The 23,926-nt window shown below is 62.0% G+C and carries 23 protein-coding genes; 18 read left to right on the top strand and 5 right to left on the bottom strand.

Features of this window, described 5'->3' with window-relative positions; genetic code table 11:
- Positions 1-16: 16 nt before the first annotated feature.
- The 8 genes from CXK91_RS17755 (at position 17) to CXK91_RS17720 (ending at position 8,180) form a co-directional block, all read left to right on the top strand.
- A complete protein-coding gene (locus CXK91_RS17755) occupies positions 17-1,126 on the top strand; it encodes an NADH:flavin oxidoreductase/NADH oxidase (protein WP_103457402.1) in 1,110 nt (369 codons plus the stop codon).
- 41 nt (positions 1,127-1,167) lie between these two features.
- Positions 1,168-1,914, top strand: coding sequence for a tellurite resistance TerB family protein (locus CXK91_RS17750; protein ID WP_103457401.1), 747 nt, complete (start codon positions 1,168-1,170; stop codon positions 1,912-1,914).
- Positions 1,915-2,070: 156 nt separating this feature from the next.
- A protein-coding gene (gene prfB / locus CXK91_RS17745) for a peptide chain release factor 2 (protein WP_103457400.1) occupies positions 2,071-3,166 on the top strand; the annotation gives its coding sequence in 2 pieces (ribosomal slippage) (positions 2,071-2,142 and positions 2,144-3,166; 1,095 coding nt in all).
- A gap of 226 nt (positions 3,167-3,392) precedes the next feature.
- Positions 3,393-4,895, top strand: a complete 1,503-nt coding sequence (gene lysS / locus CXK91_RS17740) for a lysine--tRNA ligase (protein ID WP_103457399.1) — start codon at positions 3,393-3,395, stop codon at positions 4,893-4,895.
- Between the two features lie 95 nt (positions 4,896-4,990).
- Positions 4,991-6,286, top strand: a complete 1,296-nt coding sequence (locus tag CXK91_RS17735) for a flavohemoglobin expression-modulating QEGLA motif protein (RefSeq protein WP_103457398.1) — start codon at positions 4,991-4,993, stop codon at positions 6,284-6,286.
- 42 nt (positions 6,287-6,328) lie between these two features.
- Positions 6,329-6,988: a Bax inhibitor-1 family protein gene (locus CXK91_RS17730; RefSeq protein WP_103457397.1), complete on the top strand. Its 660-nt coding sequence runs from the start codon at positions 6,329-6,331 to the stop codon at positions 6,986-6,988.
- Positions 6,989-7,046: 58 nt separating this feature from the next.
- Positions 7,047-7,793 carry a TIGR00266 family protein gene (locus CXK91_RS17725; RefSeq protein ID WP_103457396.1) on the top strand — a complete coding sequence of 249 codons (747 nt, stop codon included), beginning with the start codon at positions 7,047-7,049 and terminating at the stop codon, positions 7,791-7,793.
- Positions 7,794-7,853: 60 nt separating this feature from the next.
- Positions 7,854-8,180 (top strand): hypothetical protein, encoded by a 327-nt coding sequence (locus CXK91_RS17720; protein ID WP_103457395.1) that lies wholly within the window; start codon positions 7,854-7,856, stop codon positions 8,178-8,180.
- 101 nt (positions 8,181-8,281) lie between these two features.
- On the opposite strand, the gene CXK91_RS17715 is transcribed toward CXK91_RS17720, so the two are convergent.
- The 3 genes from CXK91_RS17715 to CXK91_RS17705 all read right to left on the bottom strand — a co-directional run bounded on the left by CXK91_RS17715 (position 8,282) and on the right by CXK91_RS17705 (position 10,158).
- Entirely contained in the window at positions 8,282-9,064 is a 783-nt protein-coding gene (locus CXK91_RS17715; protein ID WP_103457394.1) for an OmpA family protein, read from the bottom strand.
- Between the two features lie 51 nt (positions 9,065-9,115).
- Positions 9,116-9,508 carry a DUF4398 domain-containing protein gene (locus CXK91_RS17710; RefSeq protein WP_103457393.1) on the bottom strand — a complete coding sequence of 131 codons (393 nt, stop codon included), beginning with the start codon at positions 9,506-9,508 and terminating at the stop codon, positions 9,116-9,118.
- Positions 9,509-9,819: 311 nt separating this feature from the next.
- Positions 9,820-10,158, bottom strand: a complete 339-nt coding sequence (locus tag CXK91_RS17705) for a pilin assembly protein (protein WP_103457392.1) — start codon at positions 10,156-10,158, stop codon at positions 9,820-9,822.
- A 253-nt stretch (positions 10,159-10,411) separates the two neighbouring features.
- Here CXK91_RS17705 and ppc point away from each other — a divergent pair, with 253 nt between their 5' ends.
- From ppc to CXK91_RS17670, 7 genes are all read left to right on the top strand, one after another.
- Entirely contained in the window at positions 10,412-13,051 is a 2,640-nt protein-coding gene (gene ppc / locus CXK91_RS17700) for a phosphoenolpyruvate carboxylase (protein ID WP_103457391.1), read from the top strand.
- Positions 13,052-13,294: 243 nt separating this feature from the next.
- On the top strand, positions 13,295-13,942 hold the full coding sequence (adk, locus tag CXK91_RS17695) for an adenylate kinase (RefSeq protein WP_041014541.1): 648 nt from the start codon (positions 13,295-13,297) through the stop codon (positions 13,940-13,942).
- Between the two features lie 143 nt (positions 13,943-14,085).
- On the top strand, positions 14,086-14,763 hold the full coding sequence (gene tsaB, locus CXK91_RS17690) for a tRNA (adenosine(37)-N6)-threonylcarbamoyltransferase complex dimerization subunit type 1 TsaB (protein ID WP_103457390.1): 678 nt from the start codon (positions 14,086-14,088) through the stop codon (positions 14,761-14,763).
- A 64-nt stretch (positions 14,764-14,827) separates the two neighbouring features.
- Positions 14,828-15,172, top strand: coding sequence for a hypothetical protein (locus CXK91_RS17685; protein ID WP_103457389.1), 345 nt, complete (start codon positions 14,828-14,830; stop codon positions 15,170-15,172).
- An 11-nt stretch (positions 15,173-15,183) separates the two neighbouring features.
- Positions 15,184-16,044 (top strand): DUF72 domain-containing protein, encoded by an 861-nt coding sequence (locus CXK91_RS17680; RefSeq protein WP_256055761.1) that lies wholly within the window; start codon positions 15,184-15,186, stop codon positions 16,042-16,044.
- A 73-nt stretch (positions 16,045-16,117) separates the two neighbouring features.
- Positions 16,118-16,810, top strand: coding sequence for an extensin family protein (locus CXK91_RS17675; protein ID WP_103457387.1), 693 nt, complete (start codon positions 16,118-16,120; stop codon positions 16,808-16,810).
- Between the two features lie 71 nt (positions 16,811-16,881).
- Positions 16,882-17,658 carry a class I SAM-dependent methyltransferase gene (locus CXK91_RS17670; RefSeq protein ID WP_103457386.1) on the top strand — a complete coding sequence of 259 codons (777 nt, stop codon included), beginning with the start codon at positions 16,882-16,884 and terminating at the stop codon, positions 17,656-17,658.
- A gap of 32 nt (positions 17,659-17,690) precedes the next feature.
- On the opposite strand, the gene CXK91_RS17665 is transcribed toward CXK91_RS17670, so the two are convergent.
- Complete coding sequence (locus CXK91_RS17665) at positions 17,691-18,326, bottom strand: TetR/AcrR family transcriptional regulator (RefSeq protein ID WP_103457385.1); 636 nt, start codon at positions 18,324-18,326, stop codon at positions 17,691-17,693.
- Positions 18,327-18,419: 93 nt separating this feature from the next.
- On the opposite strand from CXK91_RS17665, the gene CXK91_RS17660 reads away from it, so the two are divergent.
- Both CXK91_RS17660 and CXK91_RS17655 read left to right on the top strand, forming a co-directional pair.
- Positions 18,420-19,520 carry an efflux RND transporter periplasmic adaptor subunit gene (locus CXK91_RS17660; protein ID WP_103457384.1) on the top strand — a complete coding sequence of 367 codons (1,101 nt, stop codon included), beginning with the start codon at positions 18,420-18,422 and terminating at the stop codon, positions 19,518-19,520.
- A 5-nt stretch (positions 19,521-19,525) separates the two neighbouring features.
- On the top strand, positions 19,526-22,606 hold the full coding sequence (locus tag CXK91_RS17655) for an efflux RND transporter permease subunit (protein ID WP_103457383.1): 3,081 nt from the start codon (positions 19,526-19,528) through the stop codon (positions 22,604-22,606).
- Positions 22,607-22,637: 31 nt separating this feature from the next.
- Here CXK91_RS17655 and CXK91_RS17650 read toward each other — a convergent pair whose 3' ends face one another.
- Positions 22,638-23,198 (bottom strand): TetR/AcrR family transcriptional regulator, encoded by a 561-nt coding sequence (locus CXK91_RS17650; protein WP_103457382.1) that lies wholly within the window; start codon positions 23,196-23,198, stop codon positions 22,638-22,640.
- A gap of 134 nt (positions 23,199-23,332) precedes the next feature.
- Here CXK91_RS17650 and CXK91_RS17645 point away from each other — a divergent pair, with 134 nt between their 5' ends.
- The gene (locus CXK91_RS17645) at positions 23,333-23,926 is read left to right on the top strand and encodes a glutathione S-transferase family protein (protein ID WP_103457381.1); all 594 of its coding nucleotides are present in this window, start codon (positions 23,333-23,335) and stop codon (positions 23,924-23,926) included.

The following is a 23,926-nucleotide window of genomic DNA, read 5'->3' as shown; positions in this document are numbered from 1 at the left end:
GACAGAAGAGGCCGTCATGTCCCAGCTTTTCCAGCCGCTTACCCTTCGCCAGCTCAAACTGCCCAACCGGATTGCCGTATCGCCCATGTGCCAGTATTCGGCGAAGGCCGGAATGGCCAACGACTGGCATCTGGTGCATCTGGGCAGTCGAGCCGTCGGTGGCGCCGGACTGGTGATCATCGAGGCGACGGCTGTCAGCCCTGAGGGACGTATTTCGCCGGACGACCTGGGTATCTGGTCCGACGAGCATGTCGAGCCACTGCGCCGTATCACCCGCTTTATCGAGGCGCAGGGCGCGTTCGCTGGCGTGCAGTTAGCCCATGCCGGGCGCAAGGCGAGCACCTGGCGGCCCTGGCTCGGCAAGCATGGCAGCGTACCGATTGCCGCGGGTGGCTGGACTCCGGTCAGCCCTTCGACCATCGCCTTCTCACCGGAGCATGCCGTGCCCACGGCTTTGGATGAGGCCGAAATTGCAGGCATTGTGCAGGCGTTCGTCGATGCGGCGGAGCGTTCGCTTGCGGCCGGGTTCAAGGTCGCCGAAGTGCATGCGGCACATGGCTACCTGCTGCATCAGTTCCTTTCGCCGCTGTCCAATCAGCGCCAGGACCAATACGGCGGCTCGTTCGACAACCGTATCCGCCTGCTGCTGGAGGTTACGGCTGCCGTGCGCCAGGTCTGGCCTGAGGAATTGCCGCTGTTCGTCCGCCTCTCGGCGACCGACTGGGTCGACGATGGTTGGAACGCCGACGAAACCGTCGAGCTTGCGCGGCGGCTCAAGAATGTCGGTGTCGACCTGATCGATGTGTCATCCGGCGGCACCGCGGCCAACGCCGATATCCCGGTTGGGCCCGGCTACCAGACCCAGTTCGCCGAGCGCGTGCGCAAGGAAGCGGGTATCGCCACCGGAACGGTCGGCATGATCACCGAAGCGGTGCAGGCCGAGCACATCCTGCGCACCGGTCAGGCCGATCTGATTCTGCTCGCCCGCGAACTGCTGCGCGATCCGTACTGGCCGCTGCATGCCGCCGAAGACCTGCGCGACAACTCCGTGGCCTGGCCGGCGCAATATGTGCGTGCCGCGCATCGCGATACGCCGATTCGCCAAGTGCCTGAGTCGGTTGACTGAGCACTCGGTCCAATCCTGATTCAATCCGTTTGGGGACTTCGATGAAAACCAGTGACCTTCTCGATCAACTGCTAAGGTCCGGTCAGGACCTGTTGCAGAAGCAGCAAGCTTCGGTGTCGCGTTCGACACCCTCGAAAAGCGGTGGCTCGCTCGGCGATATGCTCTCAGGCGTCGGCGGTCCGCTTGGCAGCATTCTTGGTGGCGGCGGTGCCGGAAAAGGTGCGTTGGCGACCGGGGCGCTCGGCATGCTGCTGGCGAGTCGGAGTGGGCGCCGGATGGGTGCCAAGGCAGTCACCTATGGTGGTCTCGCAGCGCTTGGCGTACTTGCCTATAAAGCCTATGGCAACTGGCAGGCACAGCAAGGAGTTGCGGCGCAGCCTGACGCGTCTCAGCCTGAACCCAAGACTGTGGATCGGCTGCCGCCCGATCAGGTCGAGGAACACAGCCGAGGCATCCTCAAGGCGCTGGTCGCGGCGGCCAAGGCGGACGGTCACGTCGACGATCAGGAACGCAAAATGATCGAAGCCGAACTGGCCCAGCTGACTGAAGATCCAGAGTTGCAGCATTGGCTTGAGGCCGAGCTGAACAAACCACTGGACCCGGTCGACGTGGCGGCTGCTGCCACCACCCCTGAGATGGCATCGGAAATGTATCTGGCCAGCGTGTTGATGGTCGACGAGGAGCAGTTCATGGAGCGCGCCTATCTGGATGAACTTGGCCGCCAGCTAAAGCTTGATCCTCAGCTGAAGGCCGAGCTGGAAAGCCAGGTTCGCGGCGTTTCCGGCTGATATCAGAGGTTGTGGTCTGCACCTCGCGCTTTCGTTTCATGCTGGTCAATTTGCTTGACATTCGCCGTGCCGACGGTCCCGCGTGGGCTGTCAGCCGCGGTCAGCTGCGCTATAATCGCCGGCTTTTCGCACCGTCCGATTGAGAGCTGCCTACTTATGGAAATCAACCCGATCCTCAACAGCATCAAGGACCTGTCCGAGCGCACCCTGTCAATTCGGGGGTATCTTTGACTACGATCAGAAGCATGATCGCCTCGTCGAAGTAAACCGCGAACTCGAAGACCCTAACGTCTGGAACAATCCCGAATACGCCCAAAACCTGGGCCGCGAGCGCGCCACCCTGGCGCAGATCGTCGAAACCATCGACGACCTCGACGGCGGTCTGGCCGATTCCCGCGACCTGCTCGACATGGCGGTCGAAGAAGATGATCAAGGCGCCGTTGATGATGTGGCCGCCGAGTTGGACCGTCTGCGCGGAATCCTCGAAAAGCTGGAATTCCGCCGCATGTTCAGCCACGAGATGGACCCGAACAACTGCTATCTGGACATCCAGGCCGGTTCCGGCGGCACCGAGGCGCAGGACTGGGCCAACATCCTGCTGCGCATGTACCTGCGCTGGGCCGACAAACGCGGTTTCAGTGCCGAGATCGTCGAACTGTCCGAGGGCGAAGTCGCTGGTATTAAGGGCGCTACCGTTCATATCAAGGGTGAGTACGCTTTTGGCTGGTTGCGTACCGAGATCGGTGTGCACCGCCTGGTGCGCAAGAGCCCGTTCGACTCTGGCGCGCGTCGCCACACCTCGTTCTCGGCAGTGTTCGTCTCGCCCGAGATCGACGACAGGGTCGAGATCGAGATCAACCCGGCCGACCTGCGCATCGATACCTACCGCTCCTCCGGTGCCGGTGGTCAGCACGTCAACACCACCGACTCGGCAGTGCGTATCACCCACGTACCGACCAACACCGTAGTGGCCTGTCAGAACGAGCGTTCCCAGCACGCCAACAAGGACACCGCCATGAAAATGCTGCGGGCCCGGTTGTACGAGCAGGAAATGCAAAAGCGCAATGCGGCGTCCCAGGCGCTGGAAGACACCAAGTCCGATATCGGCTGGGGCCATCAGATCCGCTCGTATGTGCTTGATGACTCGCGCATCAAGGATCTGCGCACTGGCGTGGAACGTAGCGACTGCAACAAGGTGCTGGACGGTGACCTCGACCAGTACTTGGAAGCCAGTCTGAAGCAAGGCCTGTAAGCCTTGCCGGGCACAGTGGTGGAATGACCGTAGACTGGGCTTTGGCCCGCCGTGACAGGGCAATGCGGCGGTGGGCTGAAGCCCGCCCTGCTTGAGTTCCACGTGTCAGATGTAGGGTGGGCTTCAACCCACCAAAATAGGGCAGGTCCCTGGTGGGCTGAAGCGAAACGCCTTCCGGCGCACCCTACCCAGGATTCATTCATTTCGATTCCAGGCATTTGAAACCATGAGCGAACAACCGCTGAACCAGCACGCCGTCCAAGAGGAAGAAAACAAGCTGATTGCCCAGCGCAAGGAAAAGCTTGCTGCCGTGCGTGAGCAGGGCAATGCCTTCCCCAATGACTTCCGCCGCGACCGCTATGCAGGCGACCTGCAGAAACAGTACGCCGAGAAGACCAAGGAAGAGCTGGAAGCGGATGCCATCCCGGTCAAGGTCGCCGGGCGCATCATGCTCAACCGCGGTCCGTTCATGGTGCTGCAGGACATGAGTGGGCGCATCCAGGTCTACGTCGATCGCAAGACGCTGCCAGCCGATCAGGTCGAGGCGGTAAAGCACTTCGATCTGGGCGACATCATCGCCGCTGAGGGCACGCTGGCGCGTTCCGGCAAGGGTGACCTTTACGTCTACATGAGCAGCGTGCGTCTGCTGACCAAGTCGCTGCGTCCGCTGCCGGACAAGTTTCACGGCCTGACCGACACCGAGCAGCGCTACCGCCAGCGCTATGTCGACCTGATGGTCAACGAGGAAGTCCGCGAGACATTCCGCGTGCGTTCCCAAGTCATCGCGCATATCCGCAAGTTCCTCGCTGAGCGTGACTTCCTCGAAGTGGAAACGCCAATGCTGCAGACCATTCCCGGCGGCGCCGCGGCCAAGCCGTTCGAGACCCACCACAACGCGCTGGACATGCCGATGTTCCTGCGTATCGCGCCGGAGTTGTATCTCAAGCGTCTGGTCGTCGGTGGCTTCGAGCGCGTATTCGAGATCAACCGCAACTTCCGTAACGAAGGCGTTTCGACCCGGCATAACCCTGAGTTCACCATGCTCGAGTTCTACCAGGCCTACGCCGATTACGAAGACAACATGGACCTGACCGAGGAGCTGTTCCGCGAGCTGGCCCTGGCGGTACTCGGCAGCACCGACGTGCCGTATGGCGACAAGGTGTTCCATTTCGGCGAACCGTTCGTGCGGCTTTCGGTGTTCGACTCGATCCTCAAGTTCAACCCCGAAATCTCCGCCGATGATCTCAACGACCTGGAAAAGGCCCGCGCCCTGGCCAAGAAGGCCGGCGCCAAGTTGTTCGGCCACGAAGGCCTGGGCAAGCTGCAAGTGCTGATTTTCGAGGAGCTGGTCGAGCACAAGCTGGAACAGCCAACCTTCATCACCGAATACCCGTTCGAAGTCTCGCCGCTGGCGCGCCGTAACGACCGCAACCCCAATGTCACCGATCGCTTCGAGCTGTTCATCGGTGGTCGTGAAATCGCCAACGCCTATTCCGAGCTCAACGATGCCGAGGATCAGGCCGAGCGTTTCCACGCGCAGGTGGCGGACAAGGACGCCGGCGACGACGAAGCCATGCATTTTGACGCCGATTTCGTCCGCGCTTTGGAGTACGGCATGCCGCCGACCGCTGGCGAGGGTATCGGTATCGACCGTCTGGTGATGCTGCTGACCAACTCGCCGTCGATCCGCGACGTGATCCTCTTCCCGCACATGCGACCGGAAGTCTGATCCACTGGCTGTGAAGGTCACCAACCCGCAGTGTGCTGGCGCAGGCATCTGCGGGTATAACCTCAACGGTACGGATCATCCGTGAAGAGGTAGCGATGAATACCCGTAACAACCTGGACGAATACCAGAGCATCGTGCGTACGCTGTCCGACCGCATCGTCGAGGCACAAACCCCGGTGCGCGTGCTGGATGCGGTCAAGTGGGACGAAAACACCCGCCAAGGCTTCTTCGCCGCCCAAGGGCGCGAATTGCCGAAGATCGATCGCGGTTATTACGAGGGCCGGCCACTGGCCTTCGATTCCAGCGCGAAGAAACAGGAATTCCAGGACATCGAGCGCGACATCACCCGCCAGCTCGGCCAGTTCAACCCGGTCGGGCAGATCATGCGGCGTATGTGCAAGGAATACCGCATGGTGATTCGCATGCTCGAGGCGCGTGGCACGCCGGACTTCGGCATGATCTCCCAGGAGCTCTACGGCGCGGCATCCGATGCCTTTCACGCGGGCGACCCGACCCTGGCCGATCTCGGCCTGATGCTCTCCGACTATCTGAACAACATCGCTGACCGTGGCGACCTGCGCGACGAACCGAAGAACCTCTCTGCGCCGCAGGCCGTCGAGCTGCTGCAGAAGCGCCTCGATATTGTGTTCGGCGAAGGCGAGGGCGTGATCCGCGTATTCGAATCCGACGGCATCCTCGCCGATGCAGCGGCCGGCGCCGACTACATCAAGATCCGCAGCGATGCGATGTTCAACGAGCGCGACGTGCGTGCACTGGAAGTCCATGAAGGCCTGGTGCATGTTGGCACCACGCTCAACGGCCAGAACCAGCCGATCTGCACCTTCCTGGCCAAGGGGCCACCATCGTCCACGGTGACTCAGGAGGGCCTGGCGATTCTGATGGAAGTGATCGCCTTCGCCTCCTACCCGACGCGCTTGCGCAAATTGACCAACCGCACCCGCGCCATTCACATGGCCGAGGAGGGCGCGGATTTTCTCGACGTATTCGCCTTCTTCCGCGAGCAGGGCTACGGCGACGATGACTGCTACAGCAACGCCAGTCGAGTGTTCCGCGGCTCGACACCCGATGGCCTGCCCTTCACCAAGGATCTGTCCTACCTGAAGGGCTTCATCATGATCTACAACTACATCCAGCTCGCCGTACGCAAGGGTCAGCTTGAGCAGATCCCGTTGCTGTTCTGCGGCAAGACCACGCTGGAGGACATGCGCACCCTGCGCCAGCTGGTGGACGAAGGCATGGTGGTACCGCCCAAGTACCTGCCGCAGCAGTTTCAGGATCTCAATGCGCTGTCAGCCTGGATGTGCTTCTCCAACTTCTTGAATCACCTGAGCCTGGATCGCATCGAAGCCGACTACGCGAACATTCTCTGATCCTGGATAACCGACACCTCTCACGCAAGGAAGCGTAACGATATGGAAAACCCCGTCTTTGCCCGACGTGCGAGCCCTATGGATCGCACGCTCTCGCCCGCCGCCTACAACCTCGTCATCGGCCTCACGCTTTGCTGGGGCTTCTGGGTCAACTGGTGGATGGTCGGCAACATCCCCGTCGAGTCCATTCGCAGCATTCACCCATGGCTGTTTTTCGGTGGCTATTTCGCCAGCTGCCTGACCGGCGCTTGGTTATTTCATAGCTCGAACAAGCCCTGGGTGAGTTTCCTCGGTTACAACCTGGTGGTGGTGCCGTTCGGACTCATCGTCAACCTGGTGGTCAGCCGCTACGACGCGGCGCTGGTGCATAAGGCCATCCGCATCACTGCGTTGGTCACTCTGGGCATGATGGTGCTGGGTACGCTGTTTCCGAGGTTCTTCGCGAGCATCGCCAGTGCACTGACGGTGGCGTTGCTGCTGGTAATCGTCGTCGAACTGGTCGAGCTGTTCATCCTCGGCATCCACCATGGCGTGATCGACTGGATCGTCGTGCTGATCTTCTGCGGCTATGTCGGCGTCGACTGGGGGCGGGCAAACCAGATTCCCAAAACCCTGGACAACGCCATCGACAGCGCCGCGGCGCTCTATATGGACATCATCAACCTGTTCCTGCGTATCCTGCGCATTCTCGGGCGCAAATAGGCGAGGGCAGGCCGAGGCCGCTCTCGCCGCGCTGCAATCACAGGATCAGGAGCTCCCCGTGTCCAGTCACGCACTCGAATACGAAATCCTTGGCCAGTCCGCGCAGAGCGTGGAAATCATCCTCGATCCCGGTGAGACGGTGATCGCCGAGGCCGGCGCAATGAACTACATGACCGATGGTGTGCGTTTCGAGGCGCGCATGGGTGATGGCTCCAGCAGCGGCGTACTCGGCAAGCTGTGGGGCATGGGCAAGCGGATGATCACCGGCGAGTCGCTGTTCCTCACGCATTTCACCAATCAGGGCAAGAGCAAGGCCCGCGTGGCCTTTGCTGCGCCATATCCCGGTACGGTAGTGCCGGTGGACCTCGCGGCAATCGGTGGGCAGCTGATCTGCCAGAAGGACGCCTTTCTCTGTGCGGCCTATGGCACGCGTATCGGCATCAGCTTCAGTAAACGCATCGGCGCCGGCTTTTTCGGAGGTGAGGGATTCATCCTGCAGCGTCTGGATGGCGATGGGCTGGCCTTCGTACACGCGGGCGGTACGGTGATCCGCAAGGAGCTGAACAACGAAACTCTGCGGTTGGATACCGGCTGCCTGGTCGCCTTCACTCCGGGCATTGACTACGACATCCAGCTCGCCGGCGGGCTCAGAAGCATGCTGTTTGGCGGCGAAGGGCTGCTGCTCACCACCCTTAAGGGCACTGGTAGCGTATGGATCCAGAGCCTGCCGTTCTCGCGCCTGGCAGAGCGGGTCTACGAAGCGACCTATCAGGCCCGCGGAGAAACACGTGCCGGCGGTAAATGATCGGCCTGTGTCGCGTCTGAATTTGCCACAATACGCCTCTTTGCCTCGATGAGATCGTCCATGTCCGAACGCAATCCTATTCCCCTGATCCTCACTGCTATCGGCAGCGTGTTTGCCACGGTCGCAGTACTGACCTATTACGGCTATGTGCATATAGCCAAACCTGAGGATGCGTTGTTACTGGCCGACTACACCATGCTCAAGACCGTGCCCGGCGAAGACTACCGGGTATCGCTGAAGCCGGCCTCGCAGGTGGCGCAGTGCATCAATGGCGTACTGGTGCTGTTCGATACCGAACAGAAAGGTTTGACCGGCGTGCTGGTGGACAACAAGAAGCGTGCAGTGCGCTGCGTGGAAGAGCAGGTTCCGGCCGGCTTGCTGCGCTGAGCCGCTACCGCGAGTCGTCTTTGATCCATGGGCCGAAACGAAAACGCTCCCGACGCGTTGATGGCGTCGGGAGCGTTCGTTTGCCGAGGTGGCGTGATGGATCAGCGCATCGAAGAGCGCGGTGCCACTGGCTTGTTGTCGTCGGAAATCGTCACTTCCACACGACGATTCATGGCGCGACCGGACGAGTCACTGTTGCTGGCGACAGGGTATTCCTTGCCGTAGCCCTGCGACACGATACGTTGCGAATCGACGCCCATCTTCACCAGAGCCATGCGTACCGAGTTGGCACGACGCTCTGACAGTCGCTGGTTGTATTCAGCAGAGCCGGTGCTGTCGGTGTAACCCTCGACGATTACCTTGCGCTCTGGATTGTCGTTCAGGAACTCAGCGAGCTTCTGCACGCTGTGCATGCCGCTGGGCTTGAGTTCGGCTCGGTCCAAATCGAACAGCACGTCACCGAATGTCACCAGCGTGCCGCGCTCGGTCTGCTTGGCCTGCATGTCTTCCTGCAGCTTGCGGATCTGTGCATCCCGGGATTCGAGCCGCGCTTCGGCACGCTGTGCCGAAGCCTTGCCCAGATCCGCTTCGGCGGCGCGTAGAGCAATGGTCTGTTCCGCTAGTTCAATGCGGCGCTTGGTCAGGTAAGCGAGCTGATCTACCTTCTCTTTTTTTGCATCGTCCAGGTAGGCCTTGTTCGCCTTATCCAGCATGTTGCTGGCGTCCTGGGTTTCCAGGGCCGCGACCTTGCTGGCGCGTGCGTCACTCTGCAGGGCGGAGAAGCTGCTACGCGCTTCTTCCAGGTTTTCGTTGGGCTGACTTGCGCAGGCCACCAAGCCGATGCTCAGAGCTAGCATGGTGGGTAGAGTTACGAGCTTATGCATGACGAGTTCATCCTTTGCTGCTGTAAATGGAATGTCGAACCGGGGCGCGCATCAGCGAACGTTGCGCATGCCTTCTTCGCGTAGCTCGCGGATACCCTGCTGCGCGTCGTCGACGGCCTTTTGAGCCTTGGCTGCTTCGGCTTTACGTTGAGCGACTCGGGCATCCCACTCAGCCTGTTCGGCCAGCTTGCGGGCACGCTCGTAGTCCTCTTTCTGCATGGCCATTTCGGCCTCTTTCCATTTTTCCTGTGCGGCGCGCATTTCCACGGCGGCAAACTCAGTGCCGCCGGCGCTGACAGCGCTGCGTACGGCTGATTCAGTCACGGCGAACTGTTCGGTCGGCGGATTACCGGCACATGCCGTCAATAGCAGGCCGCCAAGCGCAATGGCTGCCAGCTTGGGTAGCTGAAATCTTGAAGCGTGGGTTGCGACAGCTTTGTTCATGGTCAGTCTCCAGTGCGAATTGCATAACGGATCGCTACCGTCCCTGGTCATGCAGTGGGCTGATTAGGGCACTACCGATTTCGGGACATAGTTTTGTGAGGTCAAATTGCGCCAATCGTTCCGCAAAATTGGCGAACTAGAGCGGTTGTAAACGAAACGGTCGGGCGTCGGGAGGCCGCTGCCGCTCTGCAGTGCGCATAGTCAGTGGCCAAGGAGAAGCCTCACGTCGGCTTTACCCTGGGCAGTATGTGTACCGGTGCCAGGCGCCCGGCTTGTACCTTTTGGCTGGTCGGCTTTACCGGCCTACCAGGTCAGGAGGACGATTCCTTGTCGAGCATTTGCTGCAGGTGCCTGCGCGACAGTTCGAGGAAGCGTGGGGTGGGGCCGATATCTTCGTAGACAGGATCACCCTGCTCATCGGTAGCAATCACCTGAGTGCCGCGCACGTAAGGCAAACTGGTTTCGACGGCTTCGAGTGCTGCGCCGACCAGCTCGCCGAGCAGTGCTTCGGTGCTGCGCTTGGGGTACATCTCGGCCAGGGCTGCCAGCCTTGCTGCGCTCTCGATATCCAGCGCAATGTTGTAGCTGGTCTGGCTCATGCGGCCCTTGGCGTCCCGTTCCCAATGGCTGACAAGCTCGGAAATTTTCATGACTACTCCTTTTGCCCGCGCTGACGAGCGGTTATGACATGTGCAATCTTGCCTGCGCCCTAAATGCTCCCGCATTGATGCCTTGTCAGGGCCGGGCGCGGTGGGCACTCTGATTGGAGGTATTTTCAGCGTAGCCGTTCAGGATCGTTTTCTCCGCGGTGCGTCTGAAGAAGAGCGGCGAGTTCATTCGTGCGATGCCGCGCGGATGCGGCAAGTCCGGGTCGGCTGCATTGGCGGGAGGAGCAAATAGGTCATGGCGAAAATTATCGACGCGCGCTTGCGCGACAACGTACACCTGCTCGGCGAACTGCTCGGCAACACCATCCGTGCGCAGCATGGAGATCAGTTCTTCGACAAGATCGAGCGCATTCGCAAGGGCGCCAAGGCTGCTCGCAAAGGTTCGGCCGAGGGCGCGCAATTGCTGGCCGAGACGTTGGATAGTCTCGACGAGAACGAACTGTTGCCCATGACGCGGGCGTTCAATCAATTTCTCAACCTGGCCAATATCGCCGAGCAATACCACCAGGTACGGCGGCGTAGTGCGGACGATCAGGCACCGTTCGAAATCGGCGTATTCCCCGACTTGCTCGAACGTTTGAAAGCCGCCGGGCACGACGACGAGTTCCTGGCGCGGCAAGTGAGTCGTCTGGATATCGAGCTGGTACTCACCGCTCACCCCACCGAGGTGTCTCGGCGCACGCTGATCCAGAAATACGACGCCATTGCCGAGCAGTTGGCGGCACGAGACCACACCGATCTATCCGAAGCCGAGCACGCGGGGATCGAGCTGCAGCTGCAGCGACTGATCGCCGAGGTGTGGCACACCGAGGAGATTCGTCGCAACCGGCCGACGCCGGTGGAGGAGGCCAAATGGGGCTTTGCTGCGATTGAGAATTCGCTGTGGAAGGCTGTGCCCAACGTGCTGCGCCAGACGGACGCAACGCTGCGACGCCTAACCGGCTTGCACCTGCCGTTGGAGGCCGCACCGATCCGTTTCGCGTCCTGGATGGGCGGCGACCGCGATGGCAATCCGAACGTAACCGCGATGGTGTCCCGGGAAGTCTTGCTGACCGCGCGTTGGGTGGCGGCAGACCTGTATTTGCGCGAGATCGAGGGGCTGATTACCGCATTGTCCATGAGCGAAGCCAGTGAAGAGCTGCTACGCCAGACGGGTGAATCAGCCGAGCCGTATCGGGTGCTGCTCAAACCCCTGCGCCAGCGGCTGCGAGCGACACGCGAGTGGGCGCGGGCTGCCATTGAGCATGGCCAGCCGGCGCCGGTGGATGTGCTGCAGGACTGCGCAGAGCTGCGGCGGCCGTTGGAGCTTTGTTATCGCTCCTTGCATGCTTGCGGCATGGGCGTGATAGCCGATGGCGCACTGCTCGATTGCCTGCGACGCCTGGCGGTGTTCGGGTTGTTTCTGGTGCGTCTGGATATTCGCCAGGACGCCGCCCGACATGCTGCGGCGCTCGCCGAAATTACCGATTATCTTGGCCTGGGTGACTATCAGCAGTGGGATGAGCAGCGGCGGCTGGACTGGCTCCAGCATGAGCTGGGTAATCGCCGCCCCTTGTTGCCGTCGCATTATCACCCATCGGCCGAAACCGCCGAGGTATTGGCCACGTGTGCGGTGATTGCCGAGGCGCCGGCATCCTCGCTGGGTTCTTACGTTATCTCCATGGCGCACGCCGCGTCCGACGTGCTCGCCGTGCAGCTGCTGCTCAAGGAAGCTGGTCTGCAGCGGCCAATGCGCGTGGTGCCACTGTTCGAAACCCTTGATGATCTCAATAACGCCGCGCCGACCATCGACCGGCTGCTCGCGCTGCCTGGCTATCGCCAACGTTTACATGGGCCGCAGGAAGTGATGATCGGGTACTCCGATTCGGCCAAGGATGCTGGCACCACCGCCGCGGCCTGGGCTCAGTACCGCGCTCAGGAGCAGCTGGTGGACGTGTGTCGCGAGCATGGTGTCGAACTGCTGCTGTTCCATGGCCGCGGCGGCACTGTCGGTCGGGGCGGCGGCCCAGCGCATGCGGCGATTCTCTCGCAGCCGCCGGGCTCGGTCGCGGGGCGCTTCCGTACCACGGAGCAGGGCGAGATGATTCGCTTCAAGTTCGGCCTGCCGGATATCGCCGAGCACAATCTCAATCTGTACCTCGCCGCCGTGCTCGAGGCGACTCTGCTGCCGCCGCCAATGCCCGAGCCGGGCTGGCGCGAAACAATGGAGCGGCTCGCCGCCGAGGGCGTGGCGGCCTATCGCGGCGTGGTGCGAGAACACCCGCTGTTCGTCGACTATTTCCGCCAGGCGACACCCGAGCTCGAACTGGGCCGTCTGCCGTTGGGCAGTCGTCCGTCCAAGCGCCGAGAGGGCGGGGTGGAGAGCTTGCGAGCCATTCCGTGGATCTTTGCCTGGACCCAGACTCGGCTGATGTTGCCTGCCTGGCTTGGCTGGGAACAGGCGCTGCATGGCGCGCTGGAGCGCGGGGAGGGTGAGCGGCTGGCAGAGATGCGTGCGCACTGGCCATTCTTCAGCACGCGAATCGATATGCTGGAAATGGTCCTGGCCAAGGCCGACGCCGATATTGCCGGGCGCTATGACGAGCGCCTGGTGCAACCGGAGCTGCTCTCGCTGGGTAGCGATTTGCGTGACCGATTGTCGCAGGTCATCAGCGCTGTGCTGAGGGTGACCGGCCAGGTAGACCTACTTGATCACAGTCCGAAGACCCAGGAAGCGTTCAGCTTGCGCAACACCTACCTCGACCCGTTGCACCTGCTGCAAATCGAACTGCTGGCCCGATCGAGGCAATGTCAGAGTCCGGCTGAGAGCCCGCTCGAGCAGGCCTTGCTGGTCAGCGTGGCGGGTATCGCCGCGGGTCTGCGCAACACCGGCTGACAACTCGTCATGTCCGGCCAACCTCAGGGCGTGCCCGCCCTGTTAGCCGGAGCTCGCGTCGAATCGTGACATTTATGAGGGTCGATAGGCGTTTTCGGGACGGCTTGTGCCGTCCCGGTGCGCTGTGTATCGTGTTCAACCTTTTGTCGCATGGCGGCAAACCAGAATTTTTGATTCGTCAGCGATGACCGCACCGGCCCGCTGGCAGAGTCACCCCTTATCTAAGAAACTCGAGGACTCATCATGCGTGTGATTCTGCTTGGAGCGCCCGGTGCCGGAAAAGGTACTCAGGCTGGCTTCATTACCAAAAAATTCGGTATTCCGCAGATCTCCACGGGCGACATGCTGCGTGCTGCCGTCAAGGCTGGCACCGAGCTGGGTCTGAAAGCCAAGAGTGTGATGGATGCCGGTGGCCTGGTATCCGATGATCTGATCATCAATCTGGTCAAGGAGCGTATCGCTCAGCCCGACTGCGCCAATGGTTTCCTGTTCGATGGCTTCCCGCGCACCATTCCACAGGCCGAAGCTCTGAAAGAAGCCGGCGTGCGCATCGATAACGTCATTGAAATTGCCGTGGACGACGAAGAAATCGTCGGCCGTATCGCGGGTCGTCGTGTGCATCCGGCTTCGGGTCGTGTCTACCACACCGAACACAACCCGCCGAAGGTTGCTGGCAAGGACGACGAGACCGGCGACGAGCTGATCCAGCGTGAGGACGACAAGGAAGAAACCGTCCGTCATCGCCTGTCTGTCTACCATGCTCAAACCAAGCCGCTGGTGGATTTCTACCAGAGCCTGGCGGCTGCGGAAGGCACGCCGAAGTACAGCTGTATCGAAGGTGTCGGTTCGGTTGACGAAATTACTGCCAAGGTATTCGCTGCGCTGAGCTGATCCAAGCAGCGGTTGAAGGCCTACGAATTGCCCGTATCCAAGGATACGGGCATTTTTTTGTCCCGAAGGCCGGGTCAACGGCGAAAGAACCCAGACCTCGAATACGCTAGAATCTGCGCCTTTTCACCGACCGGACTGACCCGATGACCACTCTGCTGGCCCTGGATACCGCCACCGAAGCCTGCTCGGTCGCCTTGCTGCATGACGACAAGGTGTTGAGCCACTACGAGGTGATTCCGCGTCTGCATGCCCAGCGCTTACTACCGATGGTGCAGGCGCTGCTCGGCGAGGCCGGAGTCGCGCTGTCCGCGGTGGATGCCATCGCCTTCGGGCGGGGGCCGGGGGCCTTTACGGGCGTGCGGATCGCTATCGGTGTGGTGCAGGGACTGGCATTCGCGTTGCAGCGGCCGGTGCTACCGATTTCCACGCTTGCGACCATCGCTCAGCGCACCTGGCGCGAGCATGGCGCGGTGCAGGTTGCAACGGCGATTGATGCACGCATGGACGAGGTCTACTGGGGCTGCTACCGCGAGCAAGGCGGGGAGATGCAACTGGTCGGTAGCGAGGCCGTTCTGCCACCCGAGCGCGCTGCCCTGCCTAGAGATGCGGGCGGCGACTGGTTTGGTGCCGGCACCGGCTGGGGCTACGCCGAGCGGATAACCGCGGCCGTACGTGGGCATGATGCCGGCATGCTGCCCCATGCCGAGGATCTGCTGCAACTGGCGACATTCGCCTGGCAGCGCGGCGAGGCGCTGGAGGCCGATCAGGCCCAGCCGGTCTACCTGCGTGACAATGTTGCAACGCCCAAAGGGATCAAATGACGACGGGCGTTGCCAAAGCCTTGGCTGCCCGTTAGAGTCGCTGGGCCTTTGATCGAGTCGAATGATGCGCGTCGAAAGTTCCTTTCCTGTCCCCTATTCAACAGATCGTTCTACCCGTACCGGTAGAGCGGCGGATAGCTATGGGGAAACGCAGCGAGTCGCGCAGGCTCAGCGCGTTGTCGACAGCCGTGCCGGGCAGGATTACCAACCCCAGGCCGAGCGTCCGCAACAGCGGGTCAATTCGAGTGCATTGGTCGAACGCTACGCCGCATTCCGTTATGACGAACCTCAGCCGGAGCGCCCATTGTCCGGTCGCGTCGCTCAGGCACTGGCCAGCTACGCCAGCACGGCCAGCTTCAGCGCCGACCTCGATGGCACCGAGGTGCTTGGGCTCGACCTCTACGCCTGAGGTCGTCTAGCCTGTTGCAGCTTCCCTATTACCTCGGTTGTCCCTCCTGGAATGAGAGTGCCTGGCTGGGCTCTTTGTATCCAAAGGGGATGCCCGCACCGGATTTTCTCGCCAGCTACTGCGCGATCTTCAACACAGTGGAGGGCAATACCACGCTCTATGCCTGGCCCTCTGAGGAGAAGGTCCTGCGCTGGGCTAGCCAGATGCCTGAAGCTTTCCGCTTTTGCGCCAAGTTTCCGCGAGATGTCAGTCAAGCTGATGATCTGCACGCGGCGCTGGGCTTGGCGCACGCCTTTCAGCGGTTGCTCGCGCCGCTGGGGCAGAGGGTTACGCCATTTTGGCTGCAGCTGCCCGCCAGCGTAGGCCCATCCAGGCTGGGCGAGCTTGCCGCCTTCATCGACGGCTTCGCTGCAAAGCTGGCTATCGAGGTGCGCCATCCGGCTTTCTTCGACAAGGGCGACGGCGAGCGCGCGTTGAATCGCCTGCTGCGTGATCGCAGCATCGAACGTATTTGCCTCGATACCCGTGCACTGTTCAGCTGCCAGTCCCGTGATCCGGCTCTGCTGCATGCGCAAAGCAAAAAGCCGCGGCTGCCGGTGCGCCCGGTGGCATTCAGCGACTCGCCTCAGTTGCGCTTCGTCGGACATCCGCAGCTGGAAGCAAATGACGCATTCATGACGCCGTGGCTGGATAAGGTGGCGACCTGGATTGAGGCAGGCAAGGCACCGCACGTGTATCTGCACACGCCGGACAACCACCGTGCGCCCGAGCTGGCGATGCGTTTTCACGCTCAGCTGAGTGAGCGTTTGCCAGGCCTGCCACCTTTGCCTTCATTTCAACCGGCGCCTCAGCTGTCGCTGCTTGCCGATTGAGCAAGCGCTGCCGTTCGACCAGTTTTGTAAAACATCGCGCTCAACTTCGGGCGCTCTGTGTTGCCCATAAGAAATGACCTTTGGCAGATTTTTTCTTCTTTTGTTGGTGCTGCTTGCCGGCTTCGCCCTGGCGGTGCGGCAGGAGCTGATCGAGGTCCCGCCGCGTTGGAACCCCTGGGCGCCGCTGGACATTCGTGAACCACCGAACCTGCTGACGTCGCTCAAGCTGCGCCGCCTGCAGCAGGATCGAACGCTCTGCGAACAGGCGCTTGCTACTGCACCATTGCGCTATACAGCCGTACCGGACAGCACGCCGGAGCCAGGTTGCCCGGTTGAGAACAGCGTGCGCGTGCAGGGCTCCGACGTGCGCTTCAGTGGACCGTTTCTTGCCACCTGTCCGCTGGCGGCCGCTTATGCAATGTTCGAGTTGCACGGGCTTCAGCCGGCGGCCCAGGCGGTGTTCGGCCAGCGGGTGGTACGCATCGATCATTTCGGCAGCTTCGCCTGCCGTAACATTGCACGCAGCAATCGCCGCAGCCAGCACGCCAGCGCCAATGCACTGGATCTGGCCGGCTTTCACTTGCAGGACGGCACTCGCATCACCGTGGCGCGGGATTGGCAGGGTGACGGAGATAAAGCGCGTTTTCTGCGGCTAGTTCGCGACGCGGCCTGCGATGCGTTCAATGTCACGCTCGGGCCTGAATACAACGCGGCCCACCACGACCACTTTCATGTCGACATGGGTGGCTTCGGCATGTGTCGCTAAGTACCGCTCTCCAGGCGCAGTGAGGATTGCTCTGGCACAATGCGCCGTTTTCCATGACCGCTGGATGCCCCATGTCCGCACGCAACCCCCTGGTTCGAGTCGAGCCTCTCGCCCCGCAGTTCACGGCTGCAGCCCATGATTGGGCGCAGCGTCTTGGATTGCCGGTAACGGCGGACGCCGCCGAATTCGCTTTGCAGATTGGCGCGGACGGCTTGCAGCTGCAGGTGCTCGAGGCGCAGGCGCCGGGCCCGGTAAGGGTGGACTTCGTTGAGGGTGCCGCTGCGCACCGGCGTCAGTTCGGCGGTGGCAGTGGGCAGATGATCGCCAAGGCCGTAGGCATCCAGCCGGGTATTCGCCCTCGGGTGCTGGATGCTACCGCCGGGCTGGGGCGCGATGCTTTCGTGCTGGCAACGCTGGGCTGCGAAGTAAGCCTTATTGAACGCCAGCCGCTGATTGCCGCCCTGCTCGAGGACGGCCTGAGCAGGGCCGCGGTGGATTTCGAAGTTGGCGCGATCGCCGCGCGGATGACCCTGCTCAAAGGCAATGCCATCGAGCTGATGACGCAGTGGCAGCTCGAGGCGCCACAGGTCATCTATCTCGACCCGATGTTCCCCCATCGCGACAAGAGCGCGCTGGTGAAGAAGGAGATGCGGCTGTTCCGGCCCTTCGTCGGCGACGATATGGATGCGCCCGCGCTGCTGGCCGCCGCGCTGGAACTGGCCACTCACCGCGTGGTGGTCAAACGCCCGCGCAAAGCGCCGGCGATCGACGGCAGCAAGCCCGGTTACAGCCTGGAAGGCAAATCCAGCCGCTACGATATCTATCCGAAGAAGAAGCTGCAGGGCTGATTCACCAGTCCGCAACCTCTCGCTTGCTCAGGTCAGCGGCGATAGGCGCGCAGAAATACGCTCACTGCATCCCGTACGTGCAGGTTGCCTTCCTCATTGGTTGGCGCCTCGGTATAGCCGACCAGCAATCGAAAGTGCTGGGCTCCTTTGATCAGCGAACAGAAATGCTCGGCCGCTCGCAGTGGGTCGTCGATATCCAGCAGGCCCAGTGCGTTTGCCCTGGTGAACAGCTGTTGCAGATCGCACAGAAGCTGCTGGGGGCCGGCATCGAAGAACATCTTCACCAGCCCCGGATTCTGCGTCGCCATCGCCACCATCACCCGATGCAGGCCGATGGACTCGGGGCTATTGACCAACTCATTGAAGGCGCCGCCGATCGCCAGCAGCAGCTCTTCGATGTCGCAATCTTCCTCCACCTGAAACAACCGCCTTGGCAGGCGGGTTTCGCAGGTGGTTTTCACGGCTGCGCTGAATAGCGCCTCCTTGTCCTTGAAGTGGCTGTACAGCGTGAGCTTGGAAACGCCGGCTTCGGCGGCGATGGCCTCCATGCTGCTGCCTTCGTAGCCGTTGCCGAGAAACAGTACCTGTGCTGCAGCGAGGATTGCCTCGCGCTTTGCGGGGTCCTTCGGGCGGCCGGGGCCAGGCGATACGGAATGGTTTTCAGTCATGGGCATTTTAATAGTGGACTGGCTGGTACGGTATTTTTACTATACCGCGCAGTATAAGTATTCCAATCCGCTTCGCGACAGAGAGACTTCATCGTGTTCCGACATGCCTTGTCCCTTGCCTCTACGCTTGGTTGTGCACTTGTTCTGGTCGCCTGTGGCAATGGCGAGCCGCCGCCGCAGCTGCCTCGCCCGGTCATGGTGGTCCAGCCGCAGCCTGCCAGCGAAGCGCGCGAGAGCTATCCCGGCGAGGTGCACGCACGTTATGAGCCTGAGCTGGCCTTCCGCATCGGCGGCAAAGTCGTCGAACGCCTGGTCGAGGCGGGTGACCGCGTGCGCAAGGATCAGCCCCTGGCGCGTCTTGATCCGCAGGACGTGCGACTGCAACTGGACGGCATGCGCGCCCAGGTGGCGGCGGCGGAAGCCAATCTGCGAGTGGCCAAGGCGGAACATGATCGCTATCAGGCGCTGCTCGGCCGCCAGCTGGTCAGCCAGTCTCAATTCGACAACGCCGACAATGCCTACCGCGCCGCGGCGGCCCGTCTGCAACAGGCGCGGGCCGAGTTCGATGTCGCGAGCAATCAGGTCGATTACGCCGTGTTGCGTGCAAACCGCGACGGCTTGATCGCGCAGCGCCGAATCGAGGTCGGCCAGGTGGTCGCCGCAGGGCAGACCGCATTCGTGCTGGCCGCTGATGGGGAGCGGGAAGTGGCCATCGATCTACCGGAACAGTCGCTGGAGCGCTATCGAATTGGCCAGGAAGTCGAGGTCGAACTCTGGTCGCAGCCTGGGCGCCACTATCTCGGCAAGATTCGCGAGCTCTCGCCTGCCGCCGATGCGCAGTCGCGGACCTATTCCGCGCGCGTCGCCTTTAGCGAACAGGAAGTGCCCGCAGACCTCGGCCAAAGTGCACTGGTGAGCATCCGCCGCGATGGCGAGGTGTCGCTGGCGGTGCCGTTGTCCGCGCTCAGCGCCGAACAGGGAAGGGCACACGTGTGGCGACTGAAGGCCGATTCCACGGTAGAGCGGGTCGAAGTGCGTGCCGGGGCGTTCGGTGAGCAGCTGGTGCCGGTACTCGAAGGCCTGAATGCCGATGACTGGATCGTGCTGGCTGGCGTGCAGATGCTCAGCGAGAACCAGCTGGTTCGCCCGGTGGACCGCCACAATCGCCCCGTCGAGCTGGCTGCCCAGGAGTAACTGCGATGCGCTTCAATCTTTCCGCCTGGGCGCTGCAGAATCGGCAGATCGTCGTCTATCTGATGCTGTTGTTGGCGATTGTCGGCGCGCTGTCGTACAGCAAGCTCGGCCAGAGCGAGGATCCACCGTTCACCTTCAAGGCCATGGTCATCCAGACGCAGTGGCCGGGCGCTACCGCCGAAGAGATGTCGCGCCAGGTCACCGAGCGCATCGAGAAGAAGCTGATGGAAACCGGCGAGTACGAGCGCATCGTCTCGTTCTCCCGGCCGGGTGAATCCAACGTCACCTTCATGGCGCGCGACTCGATGCGCTCGAAGGATATTCCCGACCTCTGGTACCAGATTCGCAAGAAGATCGGCGACATCCAGCACACCTTTCCGCCGGGTGTGCAGGGGCCTTTCTTCAATGACGAGTTCGGCACCACCTTCGGCAACATCTACGCGCTGACCGGCGACGGTTTCGACTACGCGATTCTCAAGGACTACGCCGACCGCATCCAGCTGCAACTGCAGCGGGTGAAGAGCGTCGGCAAGGTCGAGCTGATCGGCCTGCAGGACGAGAAGATCTGGATCGAACTCTCTAACGTCAAGCTGGCCACGCTCGGCGTCCCGCTGGAAGCCGTGCGCCAGGCGCTGGAAGCGCAGAACGCGTTGACCGCCGCCGGTTTCGTCGAGACGATCAGCGATCGGGTGCAGCTGCGCGTCACCGGTAGCTTCGAGACGGTCAAGGAGATTCGTGATTTCCCCATCCGCGTTGCCGGTCGCACCTTCCGTATTGGCGACGTGGCCGAGGTGCATCGCGGTTTCAACGACCCGCCTGCGCCGCGCATGCGCTTCATGGGCGAGCCGGCGTTGGGGCTGGCGGTTTCGATGAAAAGTGGTGGAGACATCCTGGTGCTGGGCGAGGCACTGGAACAGGAGTTCGCCCGCCTGCAGGAGGAGCTGCCGGCGGGGATGCAGCTGCGCAAGGTGTCGGATCAGCCCGCGGCGGTGAAAACCAGCGTCGGCGAGTTCGTCAAAGTGCTGATCGAAGCGCTGGTGATCGTGTTGCTGGTGAGCTTCTTCTCGCTCGGCGTGCGTACCGGGCTGGTGGTGGCGTTGTCGATTCCGCTGGTGCTGGCGATGACCTTCGCTGCGATGAACTATCTGGACATCGGCCTGCACAAGATTTCCCTCGGCGCTCTGGTACTGGCCCTCGGGCTGATGGTGGACGACGCGATCATTGCGGTCGAGATGATGGCGATCAAGATGGAGCAGGGCTACGACCGTCTCAAGGCCGCCAGCTTCGCCTGGAATAGCACGGCTTTCCCGATGCTGACCGGTACGCTGATCACCGCGGCGGGTTTTCTGCCGATTGCCACAGCCGACTCAAGTACGGGCGAATACACCCGTTCGATCTTTCAGGTGGTCGCCATCTCCCTGATTGCTTCCTGGATTGCAGCGGTCGTCTTCGTACCCTTGCTCGGCGAGAAACTGCTGCCCGATCTGGCCAAGCATGCCGCAAACAAGCACGGCACTGCTGGCGACGACCACGATCCCTACTCGACACCTTTCTACCAGCGCGTGCGCCGCGTCGTGACGTTCTGCGTGCGCCGCCGCAAGACCGTGATCCTGCTTACCTTGGCACTGTTCGTTGCCGCGGTGGTGCTGTTCCGTATGGTTCCGCAGCAGTTCTTCCCGGCCTCTGGCCGCCTGGAACTCATGGTGGACATCAAGCTGGCCGAGGGTGCCTCGCTCAAGGCGACCGAGGCCGAGGTGCGGCGTCTGGAACAATTGCTCAAGGAGCGCGCTGGCGTCGATAACTATGTGGCCTATGTCGGCACCGGTTCGCCGCGCTTCTACCTGCCGCTCGATCAGCAGTTGCCGGCATCGAGCTTTGCCCAGTTCGTCGTGCTGGCCGACAGCATCGAATCCCGCGAGTCTCTGCGCGACTGGCTAATCGAGCGTATGCGCGAAGACTTCCCGAACCTGCGCGGCCGCGTCACTCGGTTGGAGAACGGCCCGCCGGTGGGCTATCCCGTGCAGTTCCGTGTCACTGGCGAGCACATCGATGTGGTGCGCGGGCTGGCCCGCCAGGTTGCAGCCAAGGTCAACGAGAACCCGCACGTGGCCAACGTTCATCTGGATTGGCAGGAGCCGAGCAAGATGGTCCGGCTCAACGTCGACCAGGACCGCGCCCGTGCGCTGGGTGTGACCACCGCCGAATTGTCCGGCTTCCTGCGGCGCACTTTCATTGGTGCCAGCGTCAGCCAGTTCCGCGAGGACAATGAGCTGATCGAGATCCTCCTGCGCGGAACAGAGCGTGAACGTCTTGAACTGTCGATGCTGCCGAGCCTGGCGATTCCCACCGAGAGCGGTCGCAGCGTGCCGCTGTCGCAGGTGGCAACGCTGGAGTACGGCTTCGAGGAGGGTGTGATCTGGCATCGCAATCGCCTCCCGACGGTCACCGTGCGCGCCGACGTGTACGGAGAACAGCAGCCAGCCGCGTTGGTGCGCGAGATCGAGCCGACCCTGGCGGACATTCGCGATCAGTTGCCCGGCGGCTACCTGCTCGAGGTCGGCGGCACGGTAGAGGATTCCGAACGTGGTCAGCGCTCGGTGAACGCCGGCATGCCGCTGTTCATCATCGTGGTGGTGACGCTGCTGATGGTCCAGCTCAAAAGCTTCTCACGCTCGGCCATGGTGTTCCTCACCGCGCCGCTGGGCATCATCGGTGTCGCACTGTTCCTGTTGCTGTTCGGCCAGCCGTTCGGCTTCGTCGCTATGCTCGGCACCATCGCGCTGTCCGGGATGATCATGCGCAACTCGGTGATTCTGGTGGATCAGATCGAGCAGGACATCGGTGTCGGTCATGCACGTTTCACTGCCATCGTCGAAGCCACGGTACGGCGCTTCCGGCCCATCGTGCTGACTGCGCTGGCGTCGGTGCTGGCGATGATTCCGTTGTCGCGCAGCATCTTCTTCGGGCCGATGGCGGTGGCAATCATGGGTGGTCTGATCGTCGCCACGGCGCTGACGCTGCTGTTCCTGCCAGCCCTGTATGCCGCCTGGTTCAAGGTCCGGGAAGACGAAGCTAGCACCCTCTGAACGGCAAAAGGGCGTGTCCGCTGCGGCGCGCCTAGATACCGGCGGCTTCGAGCAGTCGTTCGGCGGCGACCTTGGCGTCCCGCGCCTGCTCGCCCGGCCCTTCGATATGCGCCATGCTCAGTGCGCCTTCGAGCAGATATTGCAGTTGGCGCGCCAGCTGCGCTGGATTGGGTGCATCCAGGCGTTCCAGCAGCTCGCGCAAGTAGGCCAGCAACTCTGCCTTGTAGGCGGACGAACGACGGTGAATCGGATGGTCACGGTCGTGATATTCGGCCGCTGCATTGATGAACAGACAGCCGCAGAACGCGTCTTTGCCGTGAATCATCCCGTGCAACCCATCGAAAATTCCAAGTAGCGCTTCGCGCGGCGGCAGCCTGGTGGCGCGTTCGCGCAGGCGCGTCAGCATCAGTTCGTGGCGCGCTTCCAGCACGGCGAGGATCAGCTCGTCCTTGGACTTGAAGTGCTTGTACAGGGTCATCTTGGCCACGCCGGATTCGGCCAGAATGCGGTCGATGCCGGTGGCGTGATAACCCTCGCGATAGAACAGATTCTCTGCGGTGTTGAGCAACTGGTCGCGCTTGTTCGATGCCATGGATACCTCCTGTGGTTCGACATTATGCGGGAGCGCTCGCGGCTTGCTCCAGTTGGGCGGAGTTGCGCTGGTGCTTGCAGTGTACAGACAGGTCTGTCTATTATCCAGTCACAGCCAATCACGAGGGCAATACCATGAAGCTTTACGACCTGACGCTATCCGGCAATTGCCACAAGGTTCGCCTGTTCCTCAGCCTGATCGGCCAGCCAGTCGAGCTGGTGCCGGTGAATCTACTGGCGGGCGAGCACAGGCAGCCTGCGTTTCGGGAAATCAACCCGCGGGGGCAGATTCCGGTGCTTGAGGACGGCGACTTTCGACTTGGCGATTCCCATGCGATCCTTGTTTATCTGGCCCAGCGCTATGCCAGTGCGTGGTACCCGCACGACGCCCAGACCCAGGGCCATATCGCCAACTGGCTGAGCTTCGCCGCCAACGAGGTGCAACATGGTCCGGCCACGGTGCGGCTGGGCAAGCTGTTCGGCCGACCCATCGACGAGCCGCTGGCCCAGGCACGAGCCGCCAGCGCCCTGCGTACGCTGGAGCGGCATCTCGCGCAGCATGCCTGGCTGGCGCAGACCAGCGAGCCGACCATTGCCGACATCGCCGTCTACCCCAACGTCGCGCTGGGCGGTGACGGCGGGCTCGATCTGGCTGCCTATCCGGCGCTGCAAGCCTGGTTCTGCCGCATCCGCGCGCTGCCGGGCTATGTCGGCATGCCGGGGTTGTAA

The sequence above is a fragment of the Stutzerimonas stutzeri genome (genome assembly GCF_002909485.1).
Classification (GTDB): Bacteria; Pseudomonadota; Gammaproteobacteria; order Pseudomonadales; family Pseudomonadaceae; genus Stutzerimonas; species Stutzerimonas stutzeri_AH.
Note: the sequence above shows the minus strand (reverse complement) of the source record. Positions and strands in the feature narration are given on the sequence as shown.

What these genes read in the sequence shown, in the direction of transcription:
- CXK91_RS17755 (WP_103457402.1), top strand. Translation starts at nt 17, where the DNA reads ATGTCCCAGCTTTTCCAGCCGCTTACCCTTCGCCAGCTCAAACTGCCC.
- CXK91_RS17750 (WP_103457401.1), top strand. Translation starts at nt 1,168, where the DNA reads ATGAAAACCAGTGACCTTCTCGATCAACTGCTAAGGTCCGGTCAGGAC.
- lysS (WP_103457399.1), top strand. Translation starts at nt 3,393, where the DNA reads ATGAGCGAACAACCGCTGAACCAGCACGCCGTCCAAGAGGAAGAAAAC.
- CXK91_RS17735 (WP_103457398.1), top strand. Translation starts at nt 4,991, where the DNA reads ATGAATACCCGTAACAACCTGGACGAATACCAGAGCATCGTGCGTACG.
- CXK91_RS17730 (WP_103457397.1), top strand. Translation starts at nt 6,329, where the DNA reads ATGGAAAACCCCGTCTTTGCCCGACGTGCGAGCCCTATGGATCGCACG.
- CXK91_RS17720 (WP_103457395.1), top strand. Translation starts at nt 7,854, where the DNA reads ATGTCCGAACGCAATCCTATTCCCCTGATCCTCACTGCTATCGGCAGC.
- CXK91_RS17715 (WP_103457394.1), bottom strand. Translation starts at nt 9,064, where the DNA reads ATGCATAAGCTCGTAACTCTACCCACCATGCTAGCTCTGAGCATCGGC.
- CXK91_RS17710 (WP_103457393.1), bottom strand. Translation starts at nt 9,508, where the DNA reads ATGAACAAAGCTGTCGCAACCCACGCTTCAAGATTTCAGCTACCCAAG.
- CXK91_RS17705 (WP_103457392.1), bottom strand. Translation starts at nt 10,158, where the DNA reads ATGAAAATTTCCGAGCTTGTCAGCCATTGGGAACGGGACGCCAAGGGC.
- ppc (WP_103457391.1), top strand. Translation starts at nt 10,412, where the DNA reads ATGGCGAAAATTATCGACGCGCGCTTGCGCGACAACGTACACCTGCTC.
- adk (WP_041014541.1), top strand. Translation starts at nt 13,295, where the DNA reads ATGCGTGTGATTCTGCTTGGAGCGCCCGGTGCCGGAAAAGGTACTCAG.
- tsaB (WP_103457390.1), top strand. Translation starts at nt 14,086, where the DNA reads ATGACCACTCTGCTGGCCCTGGATACCGCCACCGAAGCCTGCTCGGTC.
- CXK91_RS17685 (WP_103457389.1), top strand. Translation starts at nt 14,828, where the DNA reads ATGCGCGTCGAAAGTTCCTTTCCTGTCCCCTATTCAACAGATCGTTCT.
- CXK91_RS17675 (WP_103457387.1), top strand. Translation starts at nt 16,118, where the DNA reads ATGACCTTTGGCAGATTTTTTCTTCTTTTGTTGGTGCTGCTTGCCGGC.
- CXK91_RS17670 (WP_103457386.1), top strand. Translation starts at nt 16,882, where the DNA reads ATGTCCGCACGCAACCCCCTGGTTCGAGTCGAGCCTCTCGCCCCGCAG.
- CXK91_RS17665 (WP_103457385.1), bottom strand. Translation starts at nt 18,326, where the DNA reads ATGACTGAAAACCATTCCGTATCGCCTGGCCCCGGCCGCCCGAAGGAC.
- CXK91_RS17655 (WP_103457383.1), top strand. Translation starts at nt 19,526, where the DNA reads ATGCGCTTCAATCTTTCCGCCTGGGCGCTGCAGAATCGGCAGATCGTC.
- CXK91_RS17650 (WP_103457382.1), bottom strand. Translation starts at nt 23,198, where the DNA reads ATGGCATCGAACAAGCGCGACCAGTTGCTCAACACCGCAGAGAATCTG.
- CXK91_RS17645 (WP_103457381.1), top strand. Translation starts at nt 23,333, where the DNA reads ATGAAGCTTTACGACCTGACGCTATCCGGCAATTGCCACAAGGTTCGC.